This is a genomic window from Streptomyces sp. NRRL S-455, assembly GCF_000717875.1.
GTDB lineage: Bacteria > Actinomycetota > Actinomycetes > Streptomycetales > Streptomycetaceae > Streptomyces.
The window spans coordinates 295458-308739 of the sequence record NZ_JOCT01000001.1 but is presented as its reverse complement, the minus strand read 5'-3'; the positions used below and the strand labels follow the sequence as shown (position 1 = coordinate 308739).

At 71.9% G+C, this 13282-nt stretch carries 10 protein-coding genes; 3 read left to right on the top strand and 7 right to left on the bottom strand.

The annotated features are described in order from the left end of the window. Window positions 1-149 precede the first annotated feature (149 nt). Window positions 150-1661 (top strand): MFS transporter, encoded by a 1512-nt coding sequence (locus IE97_RS0101340; protein WP_030147297.1) that lies wholly within the window; start codon window positions 150-152, stop codon window positions 1659-1661. Window positions 1662-1690: 29 nt separating this feature from the next. On the opposite strand, the gene IE97_RS0101335 is transcribed toward IE97_RS0101340, so the two are convergent. Beyond that, window positions 1691-2203 (bottom strand): ATP-binding protein, encoded by a 513-nt coding sequence (locus IE97_RS0101335; RefSeq protein WP_030147296.1) that lies wholly within the window; start codon window positions 2201-2203, stop codon window positions 1691-1693. Window positions 2204-2419: 216 nt separating this feature from the next. On the opposite strand from IE97_RS0101335, the gene IE97_RS0101330 reads away from it, so the two are divergent. Beyond that, window positions 2420-4159: a SpoIIE family protein phosphatase gene (locus tag IE97_RS0101330; protein ID WP_030147295.1), complete on the top strand. Its 1740-nt coding sequence runs from the start codon at window positions 2420-2422 to the stop codon at window positions 4157-4159. A 191-nt stretch (window positions 4160-4350) separates the two neighbouring features. Here the strand turns inward: IE97_RS0101330 and IE97_RS0101325 are convergent, their stop codons facing one another. From IE97_RS0101325 to IE97_RS41230, 5 genes are all read right to left on the bottom strand, one after another. After that, entirely contained in the window at window positions 4351-6189 is a 1839-nt protein-coding gene (locus IE97_RS0101325) for an ABC transporter ATP-binding protein (RefSeq protein ID WP_030147294.1), read from the bottom strand. Beyond that, window positions 6186-6623 carry a lasso peptide biosynthesis B2 protein gene (locus IE97_RS0101320; RefSeq protein ID WP_030147293.1) on the bottom strand — a complete coding sequence of 146 codons (438 nt, stop codon included), beginning with the start codon at window positions 6621-6623 and terminating at the stop codon, window positions 6186-6188. The genes IE97_RS0101325 and IE97_RS0101320 overlap by 4 nt, the downstream gene beginning before the upstream one ends. Further along, window positions 6620-6874, bottom strand: coding sequence for a lasso peptide biosynthesis PqqD family chaperone (locus IE97_RS0101315; RefSeq protein WP_030147292.1), 255 nt, complete (start codon window positions 6872-6874; stop codon window positions 6620-6622). The genes IE97_RS0101320 and IE97_RS0101315 overlap by 4 nt, the downstream gene beginning before the upstream one ends. Before the next feature lie 98 nt (window positions 6875-6972). Further along, window positions 6973-8823 (bottom strand): lasso peptide isopeptide bond-forming cyclase, encoded by a 1851-nt coding sequence (locus IE97_RS0101310; RefSeq protein ID WP_030147291.1) that lies wholly within the window; start codon window positions 8821-8823, stop codon window positions 6973-6975. Window positions 8824-8849: 26 nt separating this feature from the next. Next, the gene (locus IE97_RS41230; protein ID WP_106975261.1) at window positions 8850-8960 is read right to left on the bottom strand and encodes a keywimysin-related RiPP; all 111 of its coding nucleotides are present in this window, start codon (window positions 8958-8960) and stop codon (window positions 8850-8852) included. Window positions 8961-9388: 428 nt separating this feature from the next. On the opposite strand from IE97_RS41230, the gene IE97_RS0101300 reads away from it, so the two are divergent. Continuing rightward, a complete protein-coding gene (locus IE97_RS0101300; protein ID WP_030147290.1) occupies window positions 9389-10261 on the top strand; it encodes an LLM class flavin-dependent oxidoreductase in 873 nt (290 codons plus the stop codon). 80 nt (window positions 10262-10341) lie between these two features. Here the strand turns inward: IE97_RS0101300 and IE97_RS0101295 are convergent, their stop codons facing one another. Next, window positions 10342-12981: a cellulosome protein gene (locus tag IE97_RS0101295; protein ID WP_051704809.1), complete on the bottom strand. Its 2640-nt coding sequence runs from the start codon at window positions 12979-12981 to the stop codon at window positions 10342-10344. Window positions 12982-13282 lie beyond the last annotated feature (301 nt).

Below are 13282 nucleotides of genomic sequence, written 5' to 3'. Positions count from 1 at the left end.
CTTCGCGCGGCGCCCGGACGACCACCCAGGGTGACGACCGGATGCGGTGGGGTGAGACCCTCGGCCGGCTGCCCGCACCGTGTGGTGTGTCCGTGCGTCGGTGGGGGAACTTGGTTCGCCGTGGTGCGCACCTGGTGAGAGGAGCCCATGTGACGGCATCAGCGGCGGGCGGCCGGAACCAGGGTGCACCGGAGGCGGGACACGAGCCGGACCCGCGCCGGTGGCGGGCCCTGTGGGTGACTCTGGTCGCCGGTTTCATGAGCCTGCTGGACGTGTCGATCGTGGTGGTCGCCCTGCCCTCCGTCCAGCGCGGTCTGCACGCCTCTCCCGCGCAGGTGCAGTGGGTGGTCTCCGGCTACGCCCTCGCCTTCGCGCTCGCGCTGGTCACCGCCGGCCGCCTCGGGGACGCGCTGGACCGGCGCCGCATCTTCCTGCTGGCCCTCAGCGGTTTCGTGCTCTTCAGCGCGGCCTGCGGTGCGGCTCCCAGCATCACGTTGCTGATCCTGGCCCGCCTCGCCCAGGGACTGGCGGCCGGCTTCATGGCCCCGCAGAACTCCGCGCTCATCCAGCAGATGTTCCGGGGCGGGGAACGCGGCCGCGCCTTCGGCTTCTTCGGCGCCACCGTGGGGATCTCCTCCGCCGTCGGCCCCCTCGCGGGAGGTGTCATCCTCGCCCTGGCCTCCGGCGCCGAGGGCTGGCGGTGGATCTTCTACGTCAACGTCCCCATCGGCATCCTCGCCGTCCTCCTGGGCCGCCGGCTGCTGCCCCGCACCCGGCCGTCCGGGCGGCAGCACGTCGACCTGCCCGGCGTCCTGCTCCTCGGGCTCGGGGTCCTCGCGCTCATGTACCCGCTCGTGCAGGCGGGCGCCGGCGGCATCGGTCGGCTGTGGTGGATGTTCCCCGCCGGTGCCGCGATCCTCACCGCCTTCGCCTGGTGGCAGCGCCGCCTGGTGGCCCGGGACAGCCAGCCGCTGCTCGACCCGCGGCTGTTCACGACGGTGCGCGGCTACGCCGTCGGCGCCGGCGTCGGCACGCTCTACTTCGTCGGCTTCAGCGGTGTCTGGCTGGTGTTCGCGCTCTTCTACCAGGACGGCCTGGGCTTCTCCCCGCTCCGGTCCGGCCTCGCCGTGACCCCCTTCGCCCTCGGCTCGGCCGTCGCGGCCGCGGTCGCCGGCCGACTGGTGGACCGGCTCGGCCGCATGCTCACCGTGGGCGGCCTCACGGCCGTGATCGCCGGGCTGGGCGGCACCGCGCTGCTGCTCCGCTTCGCACCCCTCGACATCGCGCCCTGGGCCGCCGCCCCGGTGCTGTTCCTCGGTGGCGTGGGCAGTGGCTGCGTGATCTCCCCCAACATCACCATGACGCTGCGCGACGTACCGGTACGCATGGCGGGGGCGGCGGGCGGCGCCCTGCAGACCGGGCAGCGGCTCGGCGCCGCGGTGGGCACCGCCGCGCTGCCCGGCCTCTTCTACCTCGTGCTCGGCGGCGGCGACGACTACCGCGGCGCGCTCGTCGCCGCACTGGGCGCCGGGCTCGTCGGCATGGCGGCGTCCCTGGCCCTCGCGGCATCCGACTACAGGCGCGACCGACGGATGCGTCGGCCGCACGCCACCTGCCCGGACGACGTCGCCAACAGCCCCATGCACGCCCGGCAGAACTGACCCCCGGTGCTCCGGCCGAGTACCGGGGGTCAGCCGGCCGCCAGTACGGCCTGCTCCGCCCCGTCACCCATCCCTTCGCTCGTCCCGCTGCCGGGGGCCAGGCGGAGGTAGGCGGTGATCTGCTTCCCCCTGCCGCGGGGTGCCACGGCGACCCGGTCGCTGACCGTGTGCACCAGGCGCAGCCCGTGGCCGCCGACGCGGTACCGGTCGCCCGTCCGCACGGTGGGCTGTTCGTCCGAGGAGTCCCGCACCGTGATGGCCAGCCTTCCCCGGAACAGTCGCAGAATCAGCTCGCACGGTCCTGGCGCATGCCGGATGGCATTGGTGATCAGTTCGCTGACGACGAGTTCTGCGTCCACGGCCAGAGAGGCCGGAATCGCTGCGGGGGCGGTGCGCGGACCGCGGGCGAGGAAGGCGTGCAGGGCCAGGCGCGCGTCGAGGGCGCTTGCCGCGCCGTCGCCCCAGGCCGCGCCGAAGCGCAGCAAGGCGTGCCGGTCCGCGCCCTGCCGATCCGCCGCCTGCTTCCCAAGCGGAGTGACCATGCGGAGACTCTTTCGTTGTGTTCGCCCCGTCCGGGGCAGCTTTCGCCGTGCATTTACCCAGGCGAACACCGCGCATACCCGGACGCCTCGCGAGTGGCCGCAGTCACACGGGGCTGGTTTCGGCCTCAGGGGGCACACGGGAGTGACGCCCGGAGGACGTCCGCAGGGACGTGCCGACAGTCGGCAGGGGCGGTCGATCAGCGAGGAGGCGACGACATGGCCGGGCCGGAGCGTACGGGGGCCGCCGCACAGAAGTCCCCGGCCGCAGCCGATGCCTCGCTGACCCGCGGGCTGGAGGCCATCGGAACCGGCGCCTACGTCGTGGACGAGGAGGGCCGCATCCTCGCCGTCAACGCCCGTGCCGAGGACGCGCTGGCCCGGTCCGCCCAGGACATGCTCGGCCATGACGCGCACGACCTGCTGCACCGGGACGCCCACGGTCAGCCGCTGCCGAGGACCCGGTGCGGAATGCGGCAGGCCTTCCACGCCGGGCGGACCGCCCAGGCAGCGGAGGACCACTTCGCCCGCGGAGACGGTTCCGTGCTGCCCATCTCCTGGCTGATCACCCCCTATGACATCGGCGGTGACGGAGCCGGCACGCTGGTGCTCTTCCACACCGCCGAACAGCCCCGGGAACCCGGGCCGGAGCCGGAACCGGCGGCCACGCCGCTGCCCGAACTCGAGCGGTTGGCCCTGCTGGCCGAGGCCACCGCGCAGCTGACCTCCACCCTCGATGTCGACGAGGCACTGGAACGCCTGATGAGGCTGGTCGTGCCCCGGCTGGCGGACTGGGTGGTCATCGACCTGATCACCGAGCGCGACGAGGTGTGGCGTGCCGCCGTCGTCCACGCCGAGGACGGCACCCTCGTGCGCCAGGAAGACCTGCAGGGCCCCATGCCGCCCGTCCCGGAGGAGTCCCCGATGCCCCTGTCCAGGGCCCTGCGCGGCGTGGCCTCGACGGTGGCCGGGCCCGGCACCTACCAGCGGACCCCGGATTCCGGCATCGCGGTCGAGCAGCGCCGGCTGTTCGACACGACGGGGATGCACTCGGCGGCCATCGCGCCCATCCGCAGCACCCGCGCGGTCCTGGGCGCCCTGACCCTGGGCCGCGCCAAGGACCCGGTCGCCTTCACCCCCGCCGATCTCCCCCTGGTCGAGGACATCGCGCGCCGGGCCGGCCTCGCCCTGGACAACGCCCGTCTGTACCAGCGTCAGCGCAAGGTCGCCGAGACCATGCAGAACCATCTGCTGCCCCAGATGCCGGTGGTCCCGGACCTGCAGATGACCGTCCGCTACCTGCCCGCGCCCGACGCCTCACAGGTCGGTGGCGACTGGTACGACGCCTTCCCGCTGTCCGACGGGTCCACCGCCCTGGCCGTCGGAGACGTCGTCGGGCACGACCTGGAGGCGGCGGCCGGCATGGCACAGGTGCGCAACATGCTCCGCGCCTACGCCTGGTCCCAGCACGAACCCCCCAGCCGGATCGTCACACGGCTGGACGAAGCGCTCCAGCACATCACGGACGTCGCCATGGCCACGATGATCTTCGCCCGCATCGAATCGGCGAACGACGGGCAGTGGCAGTTGTCCTGGACCAACGCGGGGCACCCACCGCCCCTGCTGATCAGCCGCGACGGCCTGGCGAGCTATCTCACCGACGGTCACGGCATCGTCCTGGGCGCCGGGGCCGGCGCCCCGCGCCCGGACGCCGTCACCCTGCTTCCGCCCGGCTCCACCCTCGTGCTGTACACCGACGGTCTCATCGAAGCACCCGGCCACACTCTCGACGAGGGCCTGAACCGGCTGCGCCAGCACGCCGCCGCCCTCGTCCACCGTCCCCTGGCCTCCTTCACCGACCACCTGCTGCGCCGAGTCCGCCCCGCCGACAACGACGACGACGTCGCCCTCCTGGCCCTGCGCACCCCGTCCGCCGATGCACGTGCAGGCGGCAGGTGACCGACGGGCGTCAGGGTTTCCGCTGGCTCCGATACGAGTAGGCGGTCGTCACCGTCAGTGACGCCGCCTCGCTGCCGACGAGCGGTTTCCCCGGCTCGGGTTCGAACCGAGGAAACCTCGCGAAGGCAAGCTCCCGGGAACCGACCGCCGCGTGCGCTCCACGTTACTCGCCACCGAAGCGGGTGATCGGGCTAAGCCGTGCCGCCTCCCGGCTCCCCGCCCGGCCGGAGCATCTGGCTCTCGGCGAGCTCGCGGTAGAGGGCACTGCCGGAGAGCAACTCCTCGTGGCGTCCGCCGGCGACGGTGCGGCCGTCCTGCAGCACCACGATGTGGTCCGCGTGCTGCACGGTGGACAGACGGTGGGCGATGACCAGCAGGGCGCACTCCTGGGCGATGTCCTTCATGACGGTGGTGAGCGCCGATTCATTGATCGCGTCGAGGTGGGAGGTGGGCTCGTCCAGCAGAAGCAGCGCGGGGCGGGCCAGCAACGCCCGGGCGAGGGCCACGCGCTGGCGTTCGCCGCCGGAGAGCGTGCTGCCGCGTTCGCCGACGACAGCGGACAGGCCGCCGGGCAGCCGGTCGACGACCTCTTCGAGTCTGGCCAGTTCGATGACGCGCCGGACTTCCGCTTCGGTGGCGCCGGGTACGGCGTAGGCGATGTTGTCCCGCAGAGTGCCGTGGATGACGTGTGTGTTCTGGTCGACCACGGCGATGCGTCGGCGGCATGCCTCCCGGGTCAGTTCGGCCGCGGGCAGCCCGTCGAAGAACACAGTGCCCGCATCCGGCTCGTAGAAGCGCGCCACCAGGGCGAACACCGTGCTCTTGCCGGCCCCGGACCGGCCCACCAGTGCCACATACCGCCGGTGCGGGACGGCGAACGAGACGCCACGGAGGACCGGTCGGCGCGGATCGTAGGAGAAGTGGACGTCCTGCAGGGCGAGGGCGGGGTGCTCGGGGGTGTGGGACGGCCCGGTCGGCCGTGCCGTGGGCGTGCGGTCCCTCGGGATCCGGTGAGCGGTGGGCTCGACGGGCAGGTGGAGCGCATCGTCGATGCGCTGGTAGGCGCCCATCCCGCGTTGGACGAGGCCCACGGCGCGGAATACGGAGGACAACGGCAGAACCAGGTACGAGGCGTACAGGAGAAAGGCGACCAGGTCGCCGAGGGATCCGGCGTTGCTGCTCACGCGCAGTCCGCCGATGACCAGAACGATGAGGAACGAGCCCTGGACGGCGAGTTCGACGGCCGAGTTCATGAAGGACGCGAGTTTATGGGTGCGCACACCCGCGCCGTAGGCGGCATCGACGCGGGCGCCGATGCCGGCCGCCTCGCGTTCCTCGGCGCGGTGTACACGGACCATCGGCAGGGAGACCAGGGCACGTTCCAGGTCGGCGGCGATGGCACCGACCGAGTTCTGCATGTGCTCGGACGCGCGTCTGATGCCCGTGAGCAGCGAAGCGACGACCACGGCTGCCGCTGCCACGGTGGCGGCGACCAGGAGCAGCAGCAGGGGGTCGAGCCACGCCATGAGGATGATCGCCCCGGCGGCCACGAGGCTTCCCGTCACCAGATCCACCAGGGACTGCGACACGACTTCCCGGAGCAGGGTGCTGTCGGCCGTCACCCGGGAGACGAGGTCGCCGCCCCGGTGCCGGTCGTACTCCCTCATCTCCAGCCGGAGCAGTCGTCCCACCAGCCCGTGACGCAGCTGCCGTACGACTCCTTCGCCCATCCGCTGCAGGATGAAGCGCCCCACGGCTCCCGCCGCCGCCTCGACGATGAACAGTGCGCCGAGGAGTACCAGCAGCGGCCAGACGACCTGTCCGCGGCCGGTCGCGTCCACGACGTTCTTGGCGACGAGTGGCTGGGCCAGGCCGAGCGCGGAGGCCGCGAGGGTCAGTACCGTGGCGACGGCGATGGTGCTGCGGTGCCCGGCGGTGAGCCGGTACATCGTGGCCACCGCCGTCCGGGTGGACCTGTCGCCCTCGGTGACCTCGGCCCGGCCGCCCGGCGGGACGGCAGCGCCGGTCATCGGTCTGTCGACCGCGACAGCGGGCCGATGGTCACCAGCCGGGCGAAATAGCCCTCCGGCGCACCCTCGCCCACGGGGCGGCCCTCCGCCTCGATCCAGGCGTGTGCGGTGAACGGCGGGACCACGCGTACGCCGGTGCACCAGGTCGGCCACGTTCCGCCGAGCCGGCACAGCAGTGCCGCCCCCAGGGAGCGCGGCAGACACCCTTTGGGCCCGGCGCAGTGCAGGCTGGCGGCGCACATGGCGTCGCGCGCCTTCTGGGCTTGCGCCGGGGTGGCGGGCGCGGCACCGCGCCGCAGAACACCGAGTACGGTGCGGATGCGGCGGGGTGGCAGCAGAGCGAGTCCGAGGGCGGGGAGCAGGACGAGTCGGGCGGCCAGGCGCCGGGACAGGGGCACGCCGTCGGGCCGCTCCAGCGCGCTGGGTGTCGTCATGAGGCGAGTCCCGAGCCGCGCAGCTCCCGTACGAGTGCCTCGACGTCCTGCAGGGCCTGCGCCTGGTCGATGTCGAACTCCCTGACCAGGGCGGCGGCCGCGTCCGCCTCCTCGCCCCCGTCCAGCAGCGTCCGCACCACCACAGTGGCCGTCGGGTTCAACTCCCAGTAGGCGCCGGCCCGCTCGTCCAGCAGCACCGTGCCGTAGTCCGTCTCGGCCGTGGAGACGTTCTCGCCGAACCGCAGGGGCATGTAAGGGCCTTTCTGCCGTGTCTGATGTGTCTGAGGCGTCTGAGGTGCCGGAGGTGCCGGAGGCCCGGCATTTCCGATGTGTCTGGCGGTGGACGGGGTCAGGGTTGCGGGACACGGGTGCGGCCGCGGGCGAGCCCCCGCAGCCACACCTCGGCGGCGATCGTGGAATACAGGACGGCCGCGGAGAGCCCACGGGAGGCGGGCCGCAAGGCGAGGCGGCGTAGCTCGGCGGCGTCGACCAGACCCAGCTCCGCCAGCCGTGAGTCGTCCCACAGGGCAAGCAGGTCGGCGCGGTGTTCGCGCCGTCCGTTGGCGGCGTCCATGGCGGCCGTGGCCTTGTTGCTGCGCCGCAGGCACTCCTCGGGCACGATCCCGCGCATGGCTGTGCTCAGGACGGGCTTGTAACGCCAGGGCGAGACGCGTTCGCTCGGACGTACGGCGAGACACGCCTCGATGACGCGGTCGTCGAGGAAGGGGGAGGCCATCGGCAGGCCGCTGCGGGCCGCCATCCGGTCCCACTGCCGGATGACGCGGGTGCACGAGCGGATCTGCTGGAGGTCCGCGTGCAGTCCGCGGTCCGGGTGGAGCGGCGAGGCCGTCGCCGCGGCCTCGAGCAGCGCCCGGCGAGCCATCCGTTCCGCCTCCGGGGTCATCCAGTCGAACAGGCGCGGGGCCATGCCCCAGCCGAGTCCCGTGGAGACGGACGAGGGCGAGGGGTCGCGCAGCCGGCGGGCGGCGTCGGCGAGCCACGTGCCGTACGGCCGAGAGTCGGCGAGAGCACGGACCGTGCCGCCGAGCGGCCACTGCCACAGCGCCCGGAAGCCCCGCACCTGACGCAGGGCGAACAGCGGGCGGGTCCGCATCAGCCGGTGGTAGTACGCCTCGGAGCACCATGCCACGTGGTCGCCTCCGATACCGGTGAGGTGCAATCTGCTGCCGCGTGCGGCGAGACCGGGCAGGTGGTGCAGGACCCTGGAGCGGTCCATGACGCCGATGGTGGGTTCGTCGAGGAGGTCGTCGATGCCGAGCAGGTTCTCGTAGACCAGCGGCGAGGCATCGGGGTCCCAGACGACGTGCTCGACGTCCGGGAGGTGCCCGATCGCCCGCTCGGCCCAGTGCAGGTCGGTGTCGGCCGGATCGCGTCCCGGCCATGTACTGGCCACCACACGGGCGGCGGAGCGGTCGGCCAGGAAACACACGGAGGTCGAGTCCAGGCCGCCGGACAGGTCGCAGCTCACCACGCCGCCCTGACGGGTACGCGCGTCGACGGCCTCCTCCAGTGCCTTCCGGACCAGTGGTGCCGCTTCGGCCAGCGACCGGACCGGCTCCGGCGGTGTCCACCACCGGGTGTGCCGTACGGTGCGCCCGTCCGCCGCGACGACCATGGCGTCCTGCGGGGGAACGGCGGTGATCCCGCGCCACATCGACGTCTCGGAGAGCGGGTACGGGGCCGGCCACAGCAGCCTCACGGCCAGTTCCGTCACGTCGGGGTCGAGGCCCAGGACGGTGGCGAGCGTGTCGGCCCGGGTCGCGGCCACCCGCACGCCGTCGATCTCTGTGTGGAAGACGAGTCGCAGCCCGGATGCGGTTCCCTGCACTCTGACGCGTCCGTCGAGGGCGCCGACGAGATGGAAGCTGCCGGGCAGGGAGCGCGCCAGAGCGTCGAGCTCCGCGAGATCACGCAACCGTGCGGTCCGGCGCCGCAGTTCACCGGCGTCGAGCGGGCAGCAGCCGACCACGGCGACGGAGGCGCCGCCGGTGTGGGCCACGAGGACCTCGTCGTCGTGCCAGTGGCCGACCAGCCAGGGCCGGCCCGACGCGTGCGTGAGGGTCCGGCTTCCGGGGCGGGCGAAGGAGCGGGCCACGGCGGCCGCGTCCGCACGGTCGGTGAAGACCGTGAAGTGCGCGTCGCCGGGGCCCGTCCCCGCACTTTCGTGCAGTTCAGTCATGACGTCGGGTCAAAGACCGTCGCTCGTCAGTTCTTGCTCAGGATCAGCCGGTCGTTGCCGGCGTCTCCGAGGAGCCCGGTCTCCTTCCGGAAGGTGCCGAGCCGGACGAGCGTCGGTGCCTCGTAGGCCTTCTTCATGACTACTCCTCACATGCGGTTTCCGACCGCTTCCCATGCGACGGCCCGGGCTCGTCGGGAGCCCGGGCCAGGAAACGGCCGCAGCACCTAGCTAGCTGCGGACAGTAAGGCCGAGGCAAGAGGATCAACGAAGGTCGGACAATATGAGCAATCTGGATCGCCTGGGTTGTGCGCCCGTCGCACTCGGGCCGTTGCCGGCGCCGCATCAGTGGGCGACCTGGGTGTGCGCACGCTCAGAGAATCGTTTCGACGTGCTGCCTGGCAGCCGATCGCCGAACATGCCGGACGTGTCTGCCGGCGGCCGTGGACGGCGGCGCTGGGCGCTCACCTATCCTGCGCGTGCTCCTCTGGCCGCTGCGAAACGTGAGGCGCCTGGAGTGCAGCCGAGTCTGTTGCTCATCCTGGAACAGTCGGGTTGGGTAAGGCCCATGACTTCTCTTGGTGCTGTCTTCCGGCCTCAACTGCCGCCCGAGAGGCTCCGCGACATAGCCCGTACCGCCGACGCGGCCGGGTTGGAGGAGCTGTGGTTCTGGGAGGACTGTTTCCTGGAGGGTGGTATCGCCACCGCCTCCGCCGCCCTCGCCTGGACCGAGCGGCTGCGGGTCGGCATCGGGCTCCTGCCCGTGCCCCTGCGCAACGTCGCCCTCACCGCGATGGAGGCCGCCACCCTGGACCGGCTCTTCCCGGGGCGCTTCACGCTGACCGTCGGACACGGTGTGCAGGAGTGGATGGGGCAGGTCGGCGCGCGGGCCGAATCGCCGGTCACCCTGTTGCGGGAGTACCTCGACGCGCTCCGGGCACTGCTGCGCGGTGAGCGCGTCACCACGGATGGACGGTACGTGAAACTGGACGGAGTCGGCCTCGACTGGCCCCCGTCCGCCGCCCCCGAGGTACTTGCCGGCGTCACCGGCCCCCGGTCGCTGCGCCTGGCCGGCGAGGCCGCCGACGGCACGCTGCTGAGCGAGGCCAACCCGCCCGACGGCGTACGACAGGCCCGTCGGCTCATCGACGAGGGCCGCGCGGCGGCCGGCCGCACCGGCCCTCACCGCGTGGTCGTCTACCTCCTCACCGCCACGGGGCCGGATGCCGCCGCCCGCCTCAAGGCCGAGCGCATCGCCTCCGGCACGGAACGGATTCCCGGCCTGGGGGTCGCCGGTGACGCCGATACGGTGGCCGAGGCCGTCCGGCGCCTCGTCGACGCCGGTGCCGACACCGTCGTCCTCGAACCGACCGGCGACGAACCGGACCCCGAGGGCTTCGTCCGCTTCGTGGCCGAGGACGTCCGCCCCCTCGTTCCCTGACCGGGGATCGTCCGCGCCGTTCGGGAACGGCGCGGCCCCGGGACGGCCGGTGACACCGGCCGTCCCGGGGCGTTCCGGCGTCACCCGCGGGCGAGCGGTGTGACGGCGATCCGGTCGATGACCGGTGCGTACGGAGACCGTTGGTCGTACTGGTTGTAGGTGTCCCCGTCGAAGTCCGGCAACTCCTCGGCGGTGAAGGTGAGCCGGTTCGTTCCCTTCCTCAGGGTCACCGGGACGGTCAGGTCCCAGAAGTTGTTGAAGTGGAAGGTGGTCGGGAACAGCACCCGGCGCGCCGGTCCGCCGTTGACGGACAGGTCGGCGTGGCGGGCGATCGGGTCCGGGTTGTAGTGGGTGGCCGGGGCCTGCTCGGCGTTGGAGTAACGGATCGTCAGCGCGTGACGGCCGGAACGCTCGGCGACGACGTCGAAGGTGAGGGCGTTGGCTCTGCCCTTGCCGACATCGGTCACCGCCTTGCCGCCGGAGGCGAAGCGGTAGGCGTCGGTCACCTTGGCGGCGCCGCTGACCGTACCGTCTTCGGCCTGGTAGACCTTCGGCACGAGGGTGCCGCTGGACGGTACGACGCGCAGGCGGTCGAGCAGCAGCGCGCCCGAAGTGCCGGTGACGGTGAGCTTGTTGATGCCGCCGGACAGGAACAGCCGGACATCGTCCGTGCCCTTCTTGCCGCCCCCTGCCTGGGGTACGTCGAGCTTGTCACCGTTGAGGGAGAGGCCCGCCCGGCCGCCGCCGAGGTGGTCGACGGACACGGTCGCCTCGCCGTCGCCGGGGGCGTACACCCAGAAGGTCGCGTAGGCCCCCTTGGCCAGCTTCACCGTGCCGGCCCCGGACGCGGCGGGGCGGGTGTAGTCGGGGCGGGCACCGGAGAGCGTCGCGTACTCGGCCTCGTAGATCGCGGGCGCGGTCACTTGCTCGTCGCGCAGGGCCAGGTCGATCTTGTCGATGATCGCGTCGCCCTGGGTGACCCCGAGGTCGGGGTCCTGCGCGGCGAGCGTGATGCGGTGCCTGCCGGCGGTGAGCTTCACCGTGGTGTCGGTGTGCCCCCACACCACCCACTTGTAGCCCAGCGGCAGCTGCAACTCCTGCGGATCCTTGCCGTCGACCCGCAGGAAGACGTTGGTCGGGCCCTGTTCCTTCACCAGGTCGTACAGGTTGTAGGAGTTGGCGAAGACGCTCAGATCGTAGGTGCCGTCCCGCGGTACCTCGACGTCGAAGGCGAGCACGCCGTCGGAGCCGGTGCGCAGGCCGCCGACGTTGTAGGCGCCGGAGGTGGCGAACTTGCCGACGTCCTTCGGCGAACCCTCGGGCCCGTTCTTCGAGTAGCCGCTGCCGGTGTAGGTGGCGTTCTCGGCCTCGTACGTCTGCCGCCAGCTCACCGAGGGGTCGGCCGCTGCGCCGCCGGTGCCGCCGGGGGAGAGGATGATCTGGTAGGCGGACATCTCGTTCATGCCGGTCATGGGGAGGCTGACCGTACCGTCCTCGCCGACCGTGACCTCCCGGTCCGCGAGCCGCAGCGGCTGCGCGGAGTCGCCGACCTGCCCGGTCCAGGGGATCTCCTGCACGGTGGCGCGCACGGTCGTACCGAACAGCTCGGGGTCGACGTTCTCGAAGACGATGTCGGCGTCGCCGCTCTTGCCGCCGAAGAGGGCCCGGGACTGCCTCTTGTCCTTGTCGAGGGTGGCCACGCCCTGGAGGGTGTACTGCTGGTTGGGGTGCGGGGCGGTCACCTTGACGGTGTGCCCGGTCATCTGGCCGTAGGCGTTGAACAGCCACCACTGCCCGTTGCCCTTGTTGGCCTCCACGGCCGAGTCGTTGAGGTTGCCGTCGATGTTCCAGTACGCCAGATCGGCGTCGATCTTGGACTCCTCGACGGCGGAGACCCACTGGATGACCTGGCCGGGCACGGACAGGTGGTAGTTGTGGCCGTACTCGTTGACGTTGATCGGCAGCGGGCCGACGCCGACGTCCTTCTCCATCTGCCGGTACTTCGCCACGCTGGTGCGGACCGCGGCCGGGCTGGACAGCTCGTGCCAGGTCATCACGTCGGGGACGACGTCGTTGGCCTTGGCGTACTGGAGGAAGCCCTTGACCTGGTCGTAGAGGACGCTGGTGTTGGGGCCCGCGATGCGGGCGTCCGGGTCCAGGCTCCTGATGAGGCGGTAGACCTCCTTCCAGGCCGCGAAGTAGTACTGCGGGTCGTTCAGCCAGGAGACCTTGTTGTAGCTCCACTCGCCGGTGCCGAACATGTTCCCTTCGGGCTCGTTGAAGGGCACGTAGACGACGTGGTCCTGGTACTCGCCCATGGTCAGGACCTGCCGGACCTGCTTCTTGATCTTCTCCTTGAAGTCGGCGAGCCGCGCCGGACCGTCGGCGCCCGGCCACTGGTACGGGAAGCCGCGGTAGATGTCGGTCATGTAGATGTAGACGTCCTTGCCGCCCGAGTCCACGAACGGCGGCAGAATCTCCAGGGCGTCCGCGCCCGGGTGCTGGGGGCCGTCCTGCGCCTTCGTCGACACGGTGCGGACGTGCATGCCTTCCAGGAGGTTGCGGCTGGGCACTCCGTCGCCGTAGACGCCGTACAGCGAGCCGGAGGCGCCGCCGTGGAAGGCGCCGGTGTCGGTGCCGAGGTCCACGACGAGTCGTTCCGGCTCGGCGGCGCCGGCCGTGCCGGTCGTGGTGGCGAGTGCGGTGGCCAGAACCGCCACCGCCACGGCCGCCGCGCCTGCTCCTGTGGTTCTTCTCCTGCGTCGCACTGGGATCTCCGTGTCGTCCGTGAGGGGAAAGGTCGGTGGGGGTGAACCGGTTCGATGGGGCGGCACGTCCACGGGGCTCGTCTGCACGGGGGGGCGTGTGCGGGACGGGCCGGCGGCACCCGTCGAACCGGTTCGCCGGAAGCTAGCACCGGCGAACCGGGGCAGCAATACTCCCCGCGCGACTCTCTTTACCAGTACGTGCCGATTTCCGGAGGGCGCCTGGATCTGTGCGCAAGGCATTGACACCCGCGCG

Bases quoted from the DNA above. Each gene is read 5' to 3' on its own strand.
- IE97_RS41230 (WP_106975261.1), bottom strand. From the start codon at position 8,960: ATGAAGAAGGCCTACGAGGCACCGACGCTCGTCCGGCTCGGCACCTTC.
- IE97_RS0101310 (WP_030147291.1), bottom strand. From the start codon at position 8,823: ATGACTGAACTGCACGAAAGTGCGGGGACGGGCCCCGGCGACGCGCAC.
- IE97_RS0101315 (WP_030147292.1), bottom strand. From the start codon at position 6,874: ATGCCCCTGCGGTTCGGCGAGAACGTCTCCACGGCCGAGACGGACTAC.
- IE97_RS0101335 (WP_030147296.1), bottom strand. From the start codon at position 2,203: ATGGTCACTCCGCTTGGGAAGCAGGCGGCGGATCGGCAGGGCGCGGAC.
- IE97_RS0101320 (WP_030147293.1), bottom strand. From the start codon at position 6,623: ATGACGACACCCAGCGCGCTGGAGCGGCCCGACGGCGTGCCCCTGTCC.
- IE97_RS0101300 (WP_030147290.1), top strand. From the start codon at position 9,389: ATGACTTCTCTTGGTGCTGTCTTCCGGCCTCAACTGCCGCCCGAGAGG.
- IE97_RS0101330 (WP_030147295.1), top strand. From the start codon at position 2,420: ATGGCCGGGCCGGAGCGTACGGGGGCCGCCGCACAGAAGTCCCCGGCC.
- IE97_RS0101325 (WP_030147294.1), bottom strand. From the start codon at position 6,189: ATGACCGGCGCTGCCGTCCCGCCGGGCGGCCGGGCCGAGGTCACCGAG.